This window comes from Mesorhizobium sp. BHscii, from assembly GCF_053848065.1.
On the sequence record NZ_JBSPKW010000016.1, the window covers coordinates 19,383 to 37,372 of the forward strand.

Genomic DNA, 17,990 nt, shown 5'->3' on the forward strand with positions numbered 1-17,990 from the left:
ATGGATAGTCACACCTACCCCGTAACCCGCACCGATGCCGAATGGCGCGCCCGGCTGACGCCGGAGCAATATGCGGTGATGCGCAACCACGGCACCGAGCGGCCGGGCAGCTGCGCCCTGCTTCACGAGAAGCGCGCCGGCACCTTTTCCTGTGTCGGCTGCGACCAGCCTTTGTTCGAATCCAAGCTGAAGTTCGAGAGCGGCACCGGGTGGCCGAGCTTCAACGATCCGGTGCCCGGTTCGGTCGAGACGACCGTCGACCGCAGCTATGGCATGGTTCGCACCGAATGCCATTGCGCCCGCTGCGGCAGCCATCTTGGCCATGTCTTCGAGGACGGCCCGCCGCCGACCGGCCTGCGCTATTGTATCAATGGCGTCGCGCTGAAATTCGAGCCGGCCGCCTGATAGGAATTCGAGGGTGGGAAAGGACGGCTGCGGCCGCCCTTTGCCGGGCAGCACTTTCCTGTCAGATCACCACCACCAGGATCAGCCACAGCGCAGCCCCCAGCGTCATCAGCGAAGCCTTGACGCCACCGGATTTTTCGGCGGTCCGCCACACCGCAAAAGTCAGAAAGAAATTGTACGGCACCGGCGCGAAATGCACCGCCAGAACGAGAGCGAGCGGCAGCTTCAGCCCGAGGAGGATGAGCGCCAGCACCGACACTGCGATGTTGATCGCCGTGCCGACAAGGACAAGATCGCGCCAGAACAGCCGATCGAGCGGGGCCGTGCCTTGCCAGCGCGAGCGGAAGAAACCCGCCGCACGGCCTGCCTCGCCGTCTTCGCCTTCGAAGGTCTCTGGCGCACTCATCGATGCGGCTTTCTCTCATTCGATAGCAGAGATGTCCAAAGCGGCAAGCCTGTCAACGCAACTCGATCATCGGCACGCAAGCGTATGATCTGAGAGATTGTCATCAAACGGTCGTGAAACCTTTCTACGTCGCCCTTGTCGGCATCTCGGCAAGGGTACCTTACCGGAATTTGCCGCCTCCATCATCCAGTCGCCTGACAGGGAGGTCTTGAGATGAGCGATAATGTCTACAACGTGCTGTTTCTTTGCAACGCCAATTCGGCGCGATCCATCATGGCGGAAGCCATCCTCAATCGGATCGGTGCCGGCAGGTTCAAGGCCTTTTCCGCCGGTTCGCAGCCGAAGGGCGAGGTCAATCCCTTCGCACTGCAGCTGCTCGAAAGCCTCAATTACGATACGAGCTTCGCCCGTTCGAAAGGCTGGGACGAGTTTGCCGAGCCGGACGCGCCGGAAATGAACTTCATCTTCACGCTTTGCGACAGCACCGCAAACGAATCTTGTCCGATCTGGGCGGGTCATCCGATGACCGCGCTCTGGTCTATACCGGACCCAGCCAAGGCGGACGGCTCCGAAGCCGAACTGCACCTTGCCTTTGCCGATGCCTATCGCATGCTCAACAACCGCATTTCGCTGTTCACCAATCTGCGGGTGGATGCACTCGACCATCTGGCGCTGCAACAGCATCTCGATGCGATCGGCCGGGATACGGCGAAGCCGAACTAATGCATGTCGCCCAAAAGTGCGCAGCGGTTTTGGGGTAACGACATGCATAAAAACAAAACTAAAGCGCGTCGCACGAATCGCTTCAGACGCGACGCGCTTTAGGCCCAAGCCGCCGACAGGCAGGCGAATTCACGAACCGGCTTCGCCACAGTCGCCGAGAACCTCGGCAACGGCGCGCTCGAAGCGCGATGCTTCCGTCACCAGCCAGTCAGCCATGGCCGGCCAATTGTCCTCGGCAAAGCAGTTCACCCGCCACAACGAATTGATGCCGAGGCCCTCGCAACTCTGTTCAGGCCTGAGCTTCAACCTGTCTTCGATCGCCGGCTGGAACGGCTTCAACCGCGACCAGGCTTCCGTGGCACCGAACTTCTCGTTGCGGCCGAAGAAGACGCCGACATGGTTCTGCGCCGGCGCGACATACATGGAAAGGACCAAGGCGAAGTCTGGCAGCCCGCGCTGCCAGAACCAGGGTCCGCGTCGCGCCATCAGAGCCCTTTCTTCCGGATGCCGTTCCGCGAACAGCGTCCAGAAGCCGCGTTGGCGGAATTCAGAGGCGCGGCGGACGCCAAAGTCGAATTCGCTCATGGTTCGACCCGTTGAGGGCGCCGCAACCGGCGCCCAGGGCTGTTACCAGCCTTACACCATGCCGAGAGCGGCTTTGTAGAGGTCGAGGATGGTTTCCTCCTCTTGCCGCTCGGCCTGATCCTTTTTGCGCAGCCGGATGATCGACCGCATCGCCTTGGTGTCGAAGCCGGTGCCTTTGGCCTCGGCGAACACTTCCTTGATGTCGTCGGCGATCGTCTTCTTCTCTTCCTCGAGCCGCTCGATGCGCTCGATGAAGGCTCGCAGCTGGCCGGCGGCAACAGTCTGGCTGGTTTCGGTGATATCGTCGGCCATTTTTTCTCCGCGTCGTTTTCCATGCCGCGACTCAGGAACTGTCGCGGCGAATTTGCAGCGGTTCGATGCCCGACCGGGGGCGACCGGTCAAGCTGTTATCGATGCGGCATGGAGGGCTGCCGCCATACGCAGACAACTCTGCCTGGGCAACATTTCTGTCTCATCCGAATGCGATCAGCAGATCCTTGGCGTCGATCTGATCGCCGGCCTTGACCAGCACTTCGGCGATTGTGCCGTCGCGCTCGGCATGCAATGCCGTTTCCATCTTCATCGCCTCGATCGACAGCAGCACGTCGCCGGCCTTGACCGCCTGGCCGGCGGCAACGGCAAGCGCTGAGACGACGCCGGGCATCGGCGCGCCGACATGCGCCTCGTTGCCCGGTTCAGCCTTGCGCCGCGCCTTGGCGGCGGAAGCGCCATGCGCGCGGTCCGGCACTTTGACCCGGCGCGGCTGGCCGTTGAGCTCGAAGAACACGGTGACCATGCCCTTCTCGTCGACATCGCCGATGGCCAGGCAGCGCACCACCAGCGTCTTGCCCTTCTCGATGTCGACAAAGATCTCGTCTTCCGGCTTCATGCCGTAGAAATAAGTCGGCGTCGGCAGCACGCTGACCGGCCCGTAGGTTTCCTGGGCTGCGGTAAAGTCGGAGAAAACCTTCGGGTACATCAGCCATGAGGCGAATTCGAATTCGCTGAGCTTGCGCTCGAGCTTGTCTTCGATCTCCTTGCGGCTGGCCTTGAGATTGGCCGGCTTCAGCAGGGAGCCAGGCCGGGCCGTGATTGGCCTGTCGCCCTTAAGCACCTTCTTCTGCAGTGCCTCCGGCCAACCGCCGGGCGACTGGCCGAGATCGCCGCGCAGCATCGACACCACTGAATCCGGGAAGGCGATATCCCTGGCCGGATTTTCGACATCGGCAACCGTCAGGTCCTGGCTTACCATCATCAGCGCCATGTCGCCGACAACCTTGGACGACGGTGTCACCTTGACGATGTCACCGAACATCAGATTGACGTCGTGATAGGTCTGTGCCACTTCGTGCCAGCGTGTCTCCAGACCGAGCGAGCGCGCCTGTTCCTTGAGATTGGTGAACTGCCCGCCTGGCATTTCGTGCAGGTAGACTTCCGAAGCCGGCCCCTTCAGGTCGCTCTCGAAGGCGGCATACTGGTTGCGCACCGCCTCCCAGTAGAACGAGATGTTCCTGATCCATTGCGGATCGAGACCCGGATCCCGCTCGGTGCCCTTCAGCGCTTCGATGATCGAGCCCAGGCAAGGCTGCGAGGTGTTGCCGGACAAGGAATCCATCGCCGCGTCGATGGCGTCGACGCCGCTGTCCACTGCCGCCAGCACCGTCGCGGCCGACAGGCCCGACGTGTCGTGCGTGTGGAAATGGATCGGCAGATCGGTCGCCTCGCGCAGCGCCTTGAACAGCACTCGTGCCGCCGCGGGCTTCAGGAGGCCGGCCATGTCCTTGACCGCGATGATATGTGCGCCTGCCGCCTGCAACTCCTTGGCCAGCGTGACATAGTATTTGAGGTCGTATTTGGCTCGGGCCGGATCGAGTATGTCGCCGGTATAGCAGATCGCCGCTTCGATCAGCTTGCCCTCGGCGCCGACCGCGTCCATGGCGACGCGCATGTTGTCGACCCAGTTCAAACAGTCGAAGACGCGAAACAGGTCGATGCCGCCGGCGGCGGCCTGTTTGACGAAATGCTCGACGACATTGTCGGGATAGTTGGTGTAGCCGACGCCGTTGGCGCCGCGCAACAGCATCTGCAGCAACAAATTGGGCGCTGCCTCGCGCACCAGCGACAGCCGTTCCCACGGGTCTTCGGTGAGGAAGCGCATGGCGACGTCGAACGTCGCTCCGCCCCAGCATTCCAGCGACAAAAGCTGCGGCAGCGCGCGCGCATAGGTGCCGGCAATGCCGGCGATGTCATATGTGCGCACGCGCGTCGCGAGCAGGGATTGGTGTCCGTCGCGCATCGTCGTGTCGGTGACGAGCACTTGCTTTTGCGCGCGCATCCAGGCCGCGAATTTCTCCGGCCCAAGTGCGTCGAGCTTCTGCTTGCTGCCGTCGGGCACATTGCCGTTGAGATAGGGCACCATGGGTGCCGCCGCATCCGCCTTCGGCTGCGGCCGGCCGCGCGTCTCGGGATGGCCGTTGACGCTGACATCGGCCAGGTAGTTGAGCAGCTTGGTCGCGCGATCCTGTCGCTTCACGCTCGCGAACAGTTCCGGCGTCGTGTCGATGAACTTGGTCGTATAGGAATTATCGGCGAAACTCGGATGATTGATGATCGCCTCGAGGAAGGTGAGGTTGGTCGCCACGCCGCGAATACGGAACTCGCGCAGCGCGCGGTTCATGCGGGCGATGGTTTCGGCCGGCGTCGGTGCCCAGGCCGTCACCTTCTCCAGCAGCGGGTCGTAAAAACGGGTGATGACCGCGCCGGAATAGGCGGTGCCGCCATCGAGGCGGATGCCGAAACCGGTGGCGCCGCGGTAGGCGGTGATGCGGCCATAGTCGGGAATGAAATTGTGCTCGGGATCTTCCGTAGTAATGCGGCACTGCAGCGCGTGGCCGTTGAGCCTGATATCCTTCTGCGCCGGCACACCCGATTCCGGCGTACCGATGGCGAAACCGTCGAGAATGTGGATCTGCGCCTTGACGATGTCGATGCCGGTCACCTGCTCGGTGACGGTGTGCTCGACCTGGATGCGCGGGTTGACCTCGATGAAATAGAATTTGCCGGTGTCGGCATCCTGCAGGAACTCGACCGTGCCGGCGCCGATATAGCTCGTCTCGCGACCGATCTTCAGAGCATAATCGCAGAGTTCCTCGCGCCGTGACATTTCGAGATACGGCGCCGGCGCGCGCTCGACCACCTTCTGGTTGCGGCGCTGGATCGAGCAATCGCGCTCGAACAGGTGCACGGCATTGCCGTGTGTGTCGCCCAGCACCTGCACCTCGACATGGCGGGCGCGCTCGATCAGCTTTTCGAGATAGACCTCGTCCTTGCCGAAGGCGGCTTTCGCTTCGCGCTTGCCCTCCGTCACCTCTCGGGCGAGATCGGCTTCCGAGCGAATGGCGCGCATGCCGCGGCCGCCGCCGCCCCACGATGCCTTCAGCATCACCGGATAGCCGATCGTCTTGGCGAGCGCCTTCACCGTCTCCATGTCGTCCGGCAACGGATCGGTGGCGGGAATTACCGGCACGCCGACCTCGATCGCCAGGTTGCGTGCGGCGACCTTGTTGCCGAGCCTGCGCATCGTATCCGGCTTCGGTCCAATGAAAATAATGCCGGCCTTGGCGCAGGCTTCGGCGAATTCAGGGCTTTCCGACAGCAGCCCATAGCCCGGATGGATGGCATCGGCGCCCGAAAGCCTGGCGACGCGGATCACTTCCTCGATCGACAGATAGCTTTCGATCGGCCCCATATCCTTGGTCAGATGCGGCCCGCGCCCGACCTGGTAGCTTTCGTCGGCCTTGAAGCGGTGCAGCGAGTATTTGTCTTCCTCGGCCCAGATCGCCACGGTTTTGAGGCCGAGTTCGTTGGCCGCGCGGAAGACGCGGATGGCGATTTCGGACCGGTTGGCGACAAGGATCTTCGTGATGGCCAAGGACAAGGCTCCGGACGCTGACGGGAAGGGAACTGGCGTCATGATTAACGCGAAAATGCTGCAGTGCAAACAAAATCGAAGGAAGCGATTAAACCGATTTAGTTTGATCTATCGCGTTAACACATTGCGTGTCGGTCCCGACAACGCCCCGAAGTCCCGATCAAGCTTTCGGGAAACTCCCATGAAACTCCCATGAAAAATGCCCGGCGCGAGGCGCCGGGCACTATGTAGCAACGTCCGGTTATTTGCCGGGTGCGTTCTCGACATAGGTGTACTTGCCGTCCTCACCCTTTTTCCAGGTGTACATGACGTAATCCGGACGGGTGATGTCGCCTTTCGCATCATAGCCGATCTCGCCGATCGTGGTCTTCCAGGGGCCGGCCGACTTGATGGTCTCGGCTACCTTCTGAGCGTCATCGGCTGAACCGGTCTTGGCGATGGCGGCCGCGATGATTTCCATCGCCGCGTAGGAGTAGAGGGTATAGGCCTCAGGCTCGAAGCCGGCCGCGCGGAACTTCTCGACGAGTTCCTTGGCGTTCGGATTCTTGCGCGGATCCGGAGCGAATGTCATCAGCGTGCCGTCGACGGCGTCGCCGGCGATGGACGCCAATTCGTTTGACACGATGCCGTCGCCGGACATGAAGGTTGCCTTGAGGCCCTGGTCGGCGAGCTGGCGTATGATCAGGCCGGCTTCGGTGTGCAGGCCGCCATAGTAGACGACGGAGACGCCCGCGTCCTTCATCTTGGCGATGAGGGCCGAGAAATCCTTGTCGCCGACATTGATGCCTTCATACATGGCCTCGGTCACGCCATTGGCTGCAAGCGCCTTCTTGGTTTCGTCGGCGAGGCCTTGGCCATAAGGCGTCTTGTCATGGATGACAGCGATCTTGGCATCCTTGAAGTTCGCGGCGAGATAGTCGCCAGCAACCTTGCCCTGCTGATCGTCGCGTCCGCAGGTGCGGAAGGTGTTCCACATGCCGCGTTCGGTGAACTTCGGATTGGTCGCAGCCGGGGTGATCTCGAGGATACCGTTCTCGGCATAGACTTCCGATGCCGGGATCGAAACGCCCGAGTTGAAGTGGCCGACCACGTACTTGACGCCGTCGGCGACGAACTTGTTGGCGACCGAGATGCCCTGCTTCGGATCGGAGACGTCGTCGCCGACCGTGAGCTTGACCTGCTCGCCGTTGATGCCGCCGGCCGCATTGATGTCGGCGACAGCCTGTTCGGCGCCCTTTTGCAGCTGCGCGCCGAAGGCGGCGTTCGGACCGGTGATCGGACCGGCAACGCCGACCAGGATGTCAGCCCACGCGCTTCCGCTGAACGCGACGAGCGCGGTCAGGGCGACGGCGGACAAAAGTGATTTTCTCATGTAAAACGCTCCCATTTACAGAGTGGGCGTGGATGATGCTTTCATGCGATGCCCACTTTTACTCGCAGAAAACGTACTTTGCCGATTTTCAGGCACTTGTCACGCCGATTCATCCCCGGAATGGCGTTAATGGTGAACGTCAACCTTTTGGTTTCCAGCTCAAAAGCGATGCTCTTTCGTAGAGCCAGTTATACTGTGTCACCATCTGGTTGGTACGCGTGTATTGATAGCCGATGAAGCCCAATATCATCAGGACAATGGTGTCGACGATGTAGTACTGCAGCGAGAACATCGTGCCGTCGAACAGTGCGTGATGGATGAACCTTACGGCGATGCCGAGGCCGAGCATGTAAGCGAACAATTGGACGAAGCTGCGCCATGTCTGGGCGCAGGCCTTGCCTGTCATCCATGCCGCCCAGCCGCCAAGCAGGCAGGTGACGAAGAAGAACTGCCAGACCGAGGGTTCCTCATAGAGAATGCCCTGCATGATGAAGACTCCTGAACTCAGTGATGGCCGCCTTCGAGATAGGCGGCGCGCACGTCCGGATCGGCGAGCAACTCCTTGCCGGTGCCGCTCATCGTCACATTGCCGTTGACCATCACATAGCCGCGCGTGGCGAGTTTCAGCGCGCCGAAGGCGTTCTGCTCGACCAGGAACACGGTCAGCCCCTGCGTGCGGTTCAACTCGCGGATGGCGTCGAATATCTGCTTGACGACCAGCGGCGCCAGGCCCAGCGACGGCTCGTCGAGCAGGAGCAGCTTCGGCCGCGCCATCAGCGCACGTCCGATCGACAGCATCTGCTGCTCGCCGCCCGACAGCGTGCCGCCGCGTTGGGCAATGCGTTCCTTCAGGCGCGGAAACAGCGTGAACACCTTCTCGACATCCTCGTCGTAGTGCTTGAGGTTGTCGAGGCTGGCGCCCATCTGCAGGTTTTCCATCACCGTCATGCGCGGGAAGATGCGCCGGCCCTCCGGCGACTGGGCAATCCGCATGCGCGCGATCTCATGGGTCGGCAACTGGGTGATGTCGGTGCCGGCAAAGGTGATGGTGCCCGCCCGCGCCCGTGGAGCGCCAAAAATGGTCATCATCAGCGTCGACTTGCCGGCGCCGTTGGCGCCGATCAGCGCCACGATCTCGCCCTGCTTAACGGTGACATCGACGCCGTTCAGCGCCCTGATGTTGCCGTAGTAAGTCTGGACGCCCTTGATATCGAGCAGCGTCGTGCCGGCCATTATTTACGCCCTCCGCGCCGTTTGGAGACGCCCGGTGTATTCGGCTTTACCGGAGTCTTGGTGGCCGGCTTTGTCGCTGTGGATTTCGCAGCAGAGGGTTGCTTGGCTGCCGCCGGGGAGGCTGCCTTGCTTGCCGTGGCGCTCGACTTTGCGTCGACCTGCCCGGCTTTCGAGGCGCCCTTCGACACCGTGACCCGTTCGCCCTCGCTGTGGCCGACAGTGTCAGTCACCGGTCCGGCGAGAAACGAAGATGATGTGCCCGGGCCGTGCGCCGAATCCGGGCCCGTATCCAGTTGCTCGATGACGTCTTCGTCGCCGACCTCGGTCAGCACCGTCTCGACGTCCTCGTCTTCGACCCCGAGATAGGCGGCAATGACACGCGGGTCGGTGCGTACCGCATGCGGACTGCCATCCGAGATTTTGCGCCCGTATTCGAGCACCACGACATGGTCGGAAATCTGCATGACCACCGCCATGTCGTGCTCGATCAGCAGGATCGAGGTGCCGGTGTTGTCCTTGATATCCATCAGAAGCGCGTTGAGCGCCATCGATTCCTTCGGATTGAGTCCGGCCGCCGGTTCGTCGAGGCAGAGCAGCTCCGGACCCGTGCACATCGCCCGCGCGATCTCCAGGCGCCGTTGCGCGCCGTAGGGCAGGTCGCCGGCCGGATCGTCGGCTCGATCGACGAGGTCGGCCTTTTCCAGCCAGTGCCTGGCGAGGTCGATCGACTCGGCCGACGCCGTCCGGTAGCCGCTGAAGCCGAACAGGCCGAGGACGGTGTAGCCGGAAGCCTTCATCAGCTTGTTGTGCTGCGCCACCAGCAGGTTCTCGAGCAGCGTCATGCCCGAGAACAGACGAATGTTCTGGAAGGTGCGCGCCACCTTGGCGCGCGCCGGAATCTCGTGGTTCGGCAGGCGTTCGAGCAAGAAGCTCGAGCCGTCGCGCCGGCTGAGCGTGATCATGCCTTCCGACGGCTTATAGAAGCCGGTGATGCAGTTGAACACCGTGGTCTTGCCGGCACCGTTTGGCCCGATCAGCGCGGTGATCTCGCCGCGCCTGGCCTGGAAGGACAGGTCGCCGATGGCGACCAGACCGCCAAACTTCATCGACAGATGCTCGACCTGCAGGATGGCATCGTTCATGGATGGGCTCGCATCGCTCATCAGCCGTGGCCCTCCTTGGTGAAGGAGCCGGATACGGCCCTGCTCTCTTTGAGAAAGGCTGTCGGTTCACGACTGCCGACGAAGCCGCGCGGCTTCCACAGCATGACGATGACCATGGCCATGCCGAACAACAGCATGCGATAAAGCTCCGGCGTGAAGTCGGGACCGAAAACCTGCTTCAGGAAATCGAGCTCGCGCAGCACCTCGGTGCCGCCGATCATCACCATGGCAGCGACGGCAATGCCGACCAGCGAACCCATGCCGCCGAGCACGACGATGGCGAGGATGATGGCCGATTCCAGGAAGATGAAGGATTCGGGGCTGACGAAACCTTGCCGCGCGGCGAAGAACGAGCCGGCGAAGCCGCCGAACATGGCGCCGGTGGCAAAGGCGGTGAGCTTGGTGGTGGTGGTGTTGATCCCGAGCGAGCGGCAGGCGATCTCGTCCTCGCGCAGCGCTTCCCAGGCGCGACCGACGGGCATGCGCCTAAGCCTTATGGTGACGAAGGCGGTGAGCAGGCAGAGTCCCAGGATCAGGTAGTAGAGGAAGATCTTGTAGTAGGCGCTCGACGTGGCGATGTCGAAAACCTTGGCGATATAGTTCGGATCCGAGACATTGAACGTCATCAGGCCGAAAAAGGTGACCTTGGGGATGCCGGAGATACCGGCCGAGCCGTTGGTAACCTCACGCCAATTGATCAGCACGAGACGAATGATCTCGCCGAAGGCCAGCGTCACGATCGCCAAATAGTCGCCACGCAGGCGTAGCACCGGAAAACCCAGCAGCACGCCCCAGAAGGCAGCCATGGCGCCGGCGGCAGGCAGCAGGATCCAGAACGACAGGCCGTATTGCGTGCCGAGCAGCGCATAGGCATAGGCACCGACGGCGTAGAAGGCGACATAACCAAGATCGAGCAGGCCGGCGAGGCCAACGACGATGTTCAGCCCCCAGGCCAGCATCACGTAGATCAGGATCTGGATGCCGAAATTGTCGACCCATTTCAGAGAACCCTGGAACCCGGCGGCCACCGATCCTCCGTACAAAGCAAGCACCAGCACGACAATGACCGGGTAGAGCGCCAGTGCGGTTATGCCCAGCGCCGAAAAATGGGCATGGATGAAGGTTCGGAAATAAAACAGCACAGAGGCGAGGGCGTAGATGATCGCCAGCGCCCTCAGGAACCGTGCATAACCGGCCAGACCGGGTCCCAGCAATCCGTCAAGGGAGCCGGCAAGGAAAACCAGCACGGCCACTGTGGCGATGGCAGCGATGAAATAGGGCAGGCGGAAGAACCGCGTCGCCATGCTCTCCGGCAGCAGGCCGGTGGCGACGTCGACGATCTGCTGATTTGCCAGGAAGGGCTGTCCGTAGGCGACGTAGAGAAAACGCCCGGCCATGGTCAGCACAACCACGACGGCAAGAAGCAACCAGCGCTGCACAAGGATCAGTTCGTTGGAGATGTTCTGATCGGTCCTCAGGCCGATGAACAGCACGAACAGGCCGAGCGCGATGGCGCCGGCATAGAGCGCTTCGCGGGTGGCGCGCTGCATGGGGGTGGCGACGATGTCGCGCTCCGGAGATGCGGTGACCGCCATTGTCTCAGACCTTTTCGACTTCTGGCCGGCCGAGAATGCCGGAAGGCAGGAAGATCAGCACGATCGCCAGGATGGAGAAGGCAGCGACGTCCTTGTAATCGATCGAGAAATAAGCCGACCACATGCTTTCGATGAAGCCGATCATCAGCCCGCCGAGCACGGCGCCGGGCAACGAGCCGATGCCGCCGAGCACCGCGGCAGTAAATGCCTTCACACCGGGCGTAAAGCCATCGGAAAACACCACCACACCGTAATACATCAGGAACAACGTGCCGGCGACGGCGGCAAGGGCGGCGCCCATGATGAAGGTGATCGAGATGGTGCGATCGACGTCGATGCCGAGCAGTGCGGCCATCTTGCGGTCCTGCTCGCACGCCCTTTGGGCTCGACCCAGCGAGGTCTTGTTGACCAGGTACCAGAACAGCGCCAGCAGGACTATGGTGACCAGGACGATGATGATCTGCTTCAGCGACACGCTGATGCCTTCGATGTTGTAGACCTTGGACACCATCGGCGGGACCGGCTTGTTGCGCGGCCCTTGCGTCACCTGGACGAAATTGGACAGCGCAATCGACATGCCGATCGCGGTGATCAGCGGCGCCAGCCGGAACGAACCGCGCAAAGGCCGGTAGGCCACCTTCTCGATCGTCCAATTGTACATGCTGGTCAACAGCATTGCGACGATCATCATGACCAGGAGCGCGATCACCACCGGTACCGAATAGAACAACGCGCCGAGGATAAGGAAAACGATGAGGGCGGCGAAAGCGCCGATCATGAAGATGTCGCCATGGGCGAAATTGATCATGCCGATGATGCCGTACACCATCGTATAGCCGATCGCTATCAGTCCATAGATCGATCCCAGCGTCAGCCCATTGATAAGCTGCTGGACAAAATACTGCATGCTGTCGTGGCTCCCCTGGAATGTCGCCCATGCAGACGCATTCCTTTTCGTATTTCCCCTAGTCGTAAAGTTTCGAGCCCGGATTGCAACGTCATTTTTTAATCGGCATGCGTGATTTTGAAGCACGCAATCGGATTGCCCGTTCTTCCCTTCCCGGCCTCTGGACTATCGCGGACCCTATCATTGGCATAACACAATGTCTTTGGCGATTCGTCGTCAAAATGCACGCCGTTTCGAAGGAATCGCCGTCAAAATAAGTTGATGAGCAGGATCGTTGCGCCGCGTGAGCAATCGATCCTTGCGTTCCCTTTCATTTCCCCTGCGTCAGAATGCTCTCTATTTGACGACGAATCCGTGCGCGAACGGATCGCGGTCGTCGATGAAGATCGTGTTCAATCCGGTCATGCGCGCCCAGCCCCCGATCGAGGGAATGATCGCCGGCTTGTCCGCCACCGTGACTTCCTTCTCGACCCTGCCTTTGAACAGCGAGCCGATGATCGATTCGTGGACGAAATCGTCGCCAGTCCTAAGCTTGCCCTTGGCGTGAAGCTGCGCCATCCGCGCCGAGGTGCCGGTGCCGCAAGGCGAGCGGTCGATCGCCTTGTCGCCGTAGAAGACGGCGTTGCGCGCATCCGCCCGGCTGTCGGTCGGCGCACCCGTCCACAGCATATGCGAAAGCCGGTCGATGCCAGGATTCTCGGGATGCACGAAGGCGTACTTCTCGTTGAGCCGCTGCCGCACCACCGGGCTCCAGGCGATGAGGTCGCCGGCGGAATGGTCGGCCATGTCGCGATAGTTCTTCTGCGGCTCGACGATGGCGTAGAAATTGCCGCCATAGGCGACGTCGACGATGATCTCGCCGAGTTCTGGACATTCGACCGTCAGTCCCTCGGCATGGAGGAAGGACGGCACGTTGATGATTCGCACCTCCTCGACATATTCGCCGAGCTGTTTGTATTCGGCGGTGACCAGGCCGGCCGGTGTGTCCAGCCTGAGCAAACCCGGCGTCTTCGGCTTGATCAGCCGGTGCTCGATGGCCATCGTCACCGTGCCGATGGTGCCATGACCGCACATTGGCAGACACCCCGAGGTTTCGATGAACAGGATGGCGATGTCACAATCGGGCCGCGTCGGTGGATAGAGGATCGAGCCGGACATCACGTCATGGCCGCGCGGCTCGAACATCAGCCCGGTGCGGATCCAGTCATATTCGGCCAGGAAATGCGCGCGCCGCTCCATCATCGTCGCGCCCTGGAGCAGCGGTCCGCCGCCGGCGACCAGCCGCACCGGATTGCCGCAGGTGTGACCGTCGATGCAGAAGAAGGAGTGGCGCGCCATGTCTAGATCCCGTCAGAAGCGGTTCGGGGAAAACGGAGAAAGATCAAACACCGGATTTTGGCCGAGAATGAGATCGCGGACCAGGCGTCCGGTGGCAGCCGCCTGGGTCAGGCCGAGATGGCCGTGGCCGAAGGCATAGACTATCGTGCCGGCATGCCTGGCGCCACCGATCACCGGCAGCGAATCCGGCAGCGACGGCCGAAACCCCATCCATTCGCGGCCGCCGGCCGGGTCAATCCCCGGCAGGAAGCTTTTGGCCTTTTCGAGCAGCGCCTTCGAGCGGGCGTAGTTGGGCGGCCGCTCGATCCCGCCGAGCTCGACCGCGCCGCCGACGCGCACACCGGTTTCGAGCGGGGTGATGACGAAGCCATGGCCGGAGAAGATCAGTTGCCGCTTCACGTCGAAGGCGGTTTTCGGCAGGGTCGTGTTGTAGCCGCGCTCGGTTTCGAGCGGGATGCGGTCGCCGAGATGTTTCGCCAGGAGATGCGACCACGCGCCGGCGGCGATGACGAGGCATTTTGCTTGCCGCACCGTGCCGTCGGCCAGCGTCAATGTCGCGCCGTCCTGTCCCGCCTCGACATGGTCGATCCTCGCCTTTTCGAAACGCGCGCCGTTGGTCTCGGCAAAGGCCCAGATCGCCTTGCCCAATAATTTCGGATCGGTAACGGTCTTCCATCCCGGTACGAAAGTGCCTTTGACGAAGCGCGGTGACAGGCCCGGCTGCAAGGCGGCGAGAGCGTCGCCCTCGACATGGCTGAAGCCGATGCCGAAGCGCTGCCTCGCCGCCCAGCCGGACAGCGACGCCTTGAACTCGGCCTCGCTCTCGTAAAGTTCGAGCGAGCCATCCTCGCGCAGCATGTTTCCGGTGCCCGAGCGCGCCATCAGCCCGGCCCATTCGACCTCGGCGAGCCGCATCATCCGGGCCTGCGCCGCGAGGCTGGCCTCGTACCGGTCGCTTCGTCCGGCCCGCCAGAAGCGGGCAAGCCAGGGCAGCAGCTTCGGCAGGTAGGCGGGCGGGATGCTGAGCGGGCCGAGCGGGTCGGCAAGCCATGTCGGCAGATGCCTGATCATGCCCTTGTGGGCCAACGGCAACACATCGGAAAAGGCCAGGGCAGCGGCATTCCCGGAACTCGTTTCCTCGCAGATGCCCGTTCGATCGAAGATCGTGACGTTTCGCCCCGCCTCGGCCAGATAGGCGGCGACACAGATGCCGATGATGCCGCCGCCGATAATGGCGATGTCCTCCCCTTCTCCACGTTCACGGGGAGAAGGTGCCCGAAGGGCGGATGAGGGCCGGCGCCCCGCTTTTGCCGACTTGGAAATTCCTTGCACGTGGGCGCTGCCCCTCATCTGGCTGCCGCCATCTTCTCCCCGTAAAACGGGGAGAAGAGAGCCTGCCTCAAAACGTCGGCAGCACGGGCCGCACCGCCAGCGCATCCCTGACGATCTTTTCGACGGTCTTTCGGCGCTCGCCCGACAGCGGCTGGCGCGGCATGCGCACGCGGTCGTTGGTGTTGATCGCCATGACTTCGGCGAGCTTGATGTTCTGCACCAGATAGGTCGACACGTCGAGGTCGAGCAGCGGCCGGAACCAGCGGTAGATTTTTAGCGCCTCCTCGCGGCGGCCCTGCTTCATCAACTGATAGATCGCGACCGTCTCGCGGGGGAACGCGGTGACCAGTCCCGCCACCCAGCCGATGGCACCGACCGACAGCGCCTCGAACGCAAGATTGTCGACGCCGGTGAACAGGTCGTAACGGTCGCCGAAGCGGTTGATGATTTCGGTCGAGCGGCGGATGTCGTCGGAGGATTCCTTGATGGCGACGAAACGCTTGTCCTTCGCCAGTTCCTCCATCTGATCGACGGTGACGTCGACGCGGTAGGCAAGCCGGTTGGAATAGATCATCACCGGCAGGTCGCCGGCCTCGGCAACGGCGCGCAGCGCGGCGACCGTCTCCTCCGCATTGGTGTGGTAGATCGGGCTCGGCACCACCATCAGCCCGTTGGCGCCCTCCTTGTCGGCGCGGCGCGCGATCGCGGCCGCCTCGCGCGTGCCGGGTTCGTTGACCGTCAGCAGAACCGGCTTGTTGCCAGCGATCTTCTGCGCGGTCTTCAGCACGTCGATCTTCTCGTCATGCGAGAGCATCGGCCCCTCGCCGAGCGAACCGCAGACGATGATGCCGTCGCAGCCGGCCTCCATCTGCAGCGCAAAGCAGCGCTCCATCTCGGGGTGGTCGAGGCGGTCGTCGTCGGTGAATTTGGTCGTGACGGCGGGGAAAACTCCAGTCCACATGGCGGTCGCTCCATCTGATATATCAGTCGTATATTTATCAAGAAACGGACTGTCAACACGGATTTCGCTATGATATATCAAAAATATATCAGGAGTGCGCCTTTGATATTCAATGAAACAAGCCCGGCGTTCGAGCCAGTGGCGGCGAAAGCCTACCGGGTGCTCGAGCACATGATCGTAACGCTCGAACTGGCGCCTTCAAGCTTCATCACCGAGGGCGCCGTGATCGACAGGCTGGGGCTTGGCCGCACGCCGGTGCGCGAGGCGATCCAGCGACTGGCGTGGGAGGGACTGCTGGATGTCCGGCCCCGTGCCGGCATCGCCATTGCCGCGCTCCATCCCGGCGACTGGTTGCGCGTTCTCGATGCACGGCGTGGCGTCGAGGTGGTTCTTGCCCGTTCGGCCGCCCGCTTCGTCACCCGTGAGGCCGCCGACCTGTTTCACGATGCCGCGCTTGCCATGCAGAAGGCGGTGATATCAGGCAATGTGCTAGCCTTCATTCAGGCCGACAAGGCGCTCGACGAGGCGCTGGCACTGGCGGCCGACAACCCGTTCGCCGCGCGGCTGGCTGCTCCCTTGCAGACCCACAGCCGCCGCTTCTGGTTCCGCTACAAGGCCGATACCGGGCTCGCCGAATCGGCTGAGCACCACGTCGCGCTGATCCGCTCGATCCTCGACGGCGACGAAGACGCCGCCGCCAAGGATGCCAAGCGCCTGATGGCGCTGCTGCGCGGCCATGCCGAGGCGGCTGCCACGCGCTAGCAGGTCGGCATCAAAGCTTTGTTGAGTCCCGCCCATCTCAAAAAGGCATCGAGCGCGCCTGGTCTGACGGCGAAAGAAAGAGCAAAAGACCGCAAAGCGCCCGGAGGCTGCTGCCAGGTGCCGAGCATCGCCTAATTTCCGTCATGCGTCCTGATCGGCCGGGATCATCACGTTTTCCCAATGTTCGCCGGCCGCGACGATGCAGCTTCTGCCGGCGACATCGGTAACGATGATCGTCCAGCTTCCGGTATCGGCGACATAGACTTCCATAATCGCCATCTGACCGATCAGCCCGAAAGCAAACTGTCTTTCCTGGAACTTCTCGCTCAGGTGGGCGACGAGATCGCCATGTTCAACGCAGTATTGATATTGGGCGCTTGCGGCGTTCGTACCCACCGCCAATACGCCAGCAAGAACCAGGGTTTTCACCCAGACCAACAGTGATTTGCGTGCCATAGGGCACCTCCTTTGCCATCACGTCCGGCAAAGGGGGCGCGTCATTTTGCCGGAACGATCCAGGCCGGTTCCGACGTCGTCACCATCGCGTCGTTCCTTTCCGTGTTCCGGTCTGTCATTAGCGGGGACGATTCAAGATGTTCCCACTATGTTCCGTATATGGTGTCGGCAACGAAAAAGCGCAAGCAGGCACCCGCTGGGGCGCCTGTGGATCCGTTCAAGATCGTCGCCGAGAATCGCGGCCTGCGCGGCCATGCCGAGGCGGCTGTCACGCGCTAAGCAGCTCAGGTGCCTGGCAGTGCGGCCGTCGTCACCGCGCTCTCCCAGCCTTCACCCACCGAAACCACGCAGCTTTGACCGCGTGTGTCGCTGGCGAGGATGGTCCAGGTGCCTTTATCGGAAACGAAGACTTCAACAATCACATTCGGATTGACAACGCCGAGCGCGGTCGGATTTTCCCGGAACTTCTCGCCGAGCGCCTTGATCATGTCGGCTCGTGGCGCGCATTGTTCGGCCGCTGTTGCCGAGGCGGCGGAAAACGCGGCAGCCGCCGCGCAAAGTATCGACACCATAAGACGCGTCATCTGACACCTCCTTGCGCCGGCCGATGCCCCCGCACTGCCGCCAGCGCCGTTGGTCGATCTGCCGCGCCTTCTTCGCGGCAGGATTGCAGATTAAGGTTTCTGCCGCCCGCCTGGTTCCATCACATTAGCGTTCACGCAGATGCGGGCCGCGATCGGTCAACAAAAAGAGCCCGGTCGCAGGCCAGGCCTTTTCGTTCAATCTTAGATCTAGGCCCGCAACCGTCCTGCTAGTCCATT

General features: G+C 62.1%; 16 protein-coding genes and 3 pseudogenes. 3 read left to right on the top strand and 16 right to left on the bottom strand.

What is annotated here, in order from left to right; all coding sequences use genetic code 11:
* On the top strand, nt 1-405 hold the full coding sequence (gene msrB, locus ACWTU7_RS21140) for a peptide-methionine (R)-S-oxide reductase MsrB (RefSeq protein ID WP_027152870.1): 405 nt from the start codon (nt 1-3) through the stop codon (nt 403-405).
* Nucleotides 406-466: 61 nt separating this feature from the next.
* On the opposite strand, the gene ACWTU7_RS21145 is transcribed toward msrB, so the two are convergent.
* Complete coding sequence (locus ACWTU7_RS21145) at nt 467-811, bottom strand: hypothetical protein (protein ID WP_455840166.1); 345 nt, start codon at nt 809-811, stop codon at nt 467-469.
* A 213-nt stretch (nt 812-1,024) separates the two neighbouring features.
* Here ACWTU7_RS21145 and ACWTU7_RS21150 point away from each other — a divergent pair, with 213 nt between their 5' ends.
* Nucleotides 1,025-1,534 (top strand): arsenate reductase ArsC, encoded by a 510-nt coding sequence (locus ACWTU7_RS21150; RefSeq protein WP_455840165.1) that lies wholly within the window; start codon nt 1,025-1,027, stop codon nt 1,532-1,534.
* A gap of 129 nt (nt 1,535-1,663) precedes the next feature.
* Here the strand turns inward: ACWTU7_RS21150 and ACWTU7_RS21155 are convergent, their stop codons facing one another.
* The 13 genes and pseudogenes from ACWTU7_RS21155 to ACWTU7_RS21215 all read right to left on the bottom strand — a co-directional run bounded on the left by ACWTU7_RS21155 (nt 1,664) and on the right by ACWTU7_RS21215 (nt 15,951).
* Nucleotides 1,664-2,119 carry a hypothetical protein gene (locus ACWTU7_RS21155; RefSeq protein ID WP_455840164.1) on the bottom strand — a complete coding sequence of 152 codons (456 nt, stop codon included), beginning with the start codon at nt 2,117-2,119 and terminating at the stop codon, nt 1,664-1,666.
* Nucleotides 2,120-2,170: 51 nt separating this feature from the next.
* The gene (locus ACWTU7_RS21160; RefSeq protein WP_023800031.1) at nt 2,171-2,431 is read right to left on the bottom strand and encodes a DUF2312 domain-containing protein; all 261 of its coding nucleotides are present in this window, start codon (nt 2,429-2,431) and stop codon (nt 2,171-2,173) included.
* A gap of 160 nt (nt 2,432-2,591) precedes the next feature.
* On the bottom strand, nt 2,592-6,050 hold the full coding sequence (gene pyc / locus ACWTU7_RS21165; protein WP_455840163.1) for a pyruvate carboxylase: 3,459 nt from the start codon (nt 6,048-6,050) through the stop codon (nt 2,592-2,594).
* Nucleotides 6,051-6,291: 241 nt separating this feature from the next.
* Complete coding sequence (locus ACWTU7_RS21170) at nt 6,292-7,422, bottom strand: branched-chain amino acid ABC transporter substrate-binding protein (RefSeq protein WP_455840162.1); 1,131 nt, start codon at nt 7,420-7,422, stop codon at nt 6,292-6,294.
* Nucleotides 7,423-7,561: 139 nt separating this feature from the next.
* The gene (locus ACWTU7_RS21175) at nt 7,562-7,909 is read right to left on the bottom strand and encodes a DUF6867 family protein (protein ID WP_065011221.1); all 348 of its coding nucleotides are present in this window, start codon (nt 7,907-7,909) and stop codon (nt 7,562-7,564) included.
* Between the two features lie 17 nt (nt 7,910-7,926).
* Nucleotides 7,927-8,655: an ABC transporter ATP-binding protein gene (locus tag ACWTU7_RS21180; RefSeq protein ID WP_455840161.1), complete on the bottom strand. Its 729-nt coding sequence runs from the start codon at nt 8,653-8,655 to the stop codon at nt 7,927-7,929.
* 8 nt (nt 8,656-8,663) lie between these two features.
* Nucleotides 8,664-9,818, bottom strand: a pseudogene (locus ACWTU7_RS21185) (ABC transporter ATP-binding protein); the annotation flags it as partial.
* Nucleotides 9,818-10,939 (bottom strand): annotated as a pseudogene (gene livM / locus ACWTU7_RS21190) (high-affinity branched-chain amino acid ABC transporter permease LivM); the annotation flags it as partial. The pseudogenes ACWTU7_RS21185 and livM, both read right to left, overlap by 1 nt.
* Before the next feature lie 195 nt (nt 10,940-11,134).
* Nucleotides 11,135-11,413, bottom strand: a pseudogene (locus ACWTU7_RS21195) (DUF3382 domain-containing protein); the annotation flags it as partial.
* Between the two features lie 4 nt (nt 11,414-11,417).
* Entirely contained in the window at nt 11,418-12,320 is a 903-nt protein-coding gene (locus ACWTU7_RS21200; RefSeq protein WP_065011217.1) for a branched-chain amino acid ABC transporter permease, read from the bottom strand.
* A 336-nt stretch (nt 12,321-12,656) separates the two neighbouring features.
* On the bottom strand, nt 12,657-13,658 hold the full coding sequence (locus tag ACWTU7_RS21205; protein WP_455840160.1) for a 4-hydroxyproline epimerase: 1,002 nt from the start codon (nt 13,656-13,658) through the stop codon (nt 12,657-12,659).
* Nucleotides 13,659-13,670: 12 nt separating this feature from the next.
* Nucleotides 13,671-15,008 (bottom strand): NAD(P)/FAD-dependent oxidoreductase, encoded by a 1,338-nt coding sequence (locus ACWTU7_RS21210; RefSeq protein ID WP_455840159.1) that lies wholly within the window; start codon nt 15,006-15,008, stop codon nt 13,671-13,673.
* A gap of 49 nt (nt 15,009-15,057) precedes the next feature.
* Nucleotides 15,058-15,951, bottom strand: coding sequence for a dihydrodipicolinate synthase family protein (locus ACWTU7_RS21215; protein ID WP_455840158.1), 894 nt, complete (start codon nt 15,949-15,951; stop codon nt 15,058-15,060).
* A gap of 69 nt (nt 15,952-16,020) precedes the next feature.
* On the opposite strand from ACWTU7_RS21215, the gene ACWTU7_RS21220 reads away from it, so the two are divergent.
* A complete protein-coding gene (locus tag ACWTU7_RS21220) occupies nt 16,021-16,713 on the top strand; it encodes a GntR family transcriptional regulator (RefSeq protein WP_455840157.1) in 693 nt (230 codons plus the stop codon).
* Nucleotides 16,714-16,854: 141 nt separating this feature from the next.
* Here the strand turns inward: ACWTU7_RS21220 and ACWTU7_RS21225 are convergent, their stop codons facing one another.
* Complete coding sequence (locus tag ACWTU7_RS21225; RefSeq protein WP_455840156.1) at nt 16,855-17,169, bottom strand: hypothetical protein; 315 nt, start codon at nt 17,167-17,169, stop codon at nt 16,855-16,857.
* Between the two features lie 284 nt (nt 17,170-17,453).
* Nucleotides 17,454-17,753, bottom strand: a complete 300-nt coding sequence (locus tag ACWTU7_RS21230; RefSeq protein ID WP_455840155.1) for a hypothetical protein — start codon at nt 17,751-17,753, stop codon at nt 17,454-17,456.
* Nucleotides 17,754-17,990: the final 237 nt, after the last annotated feature.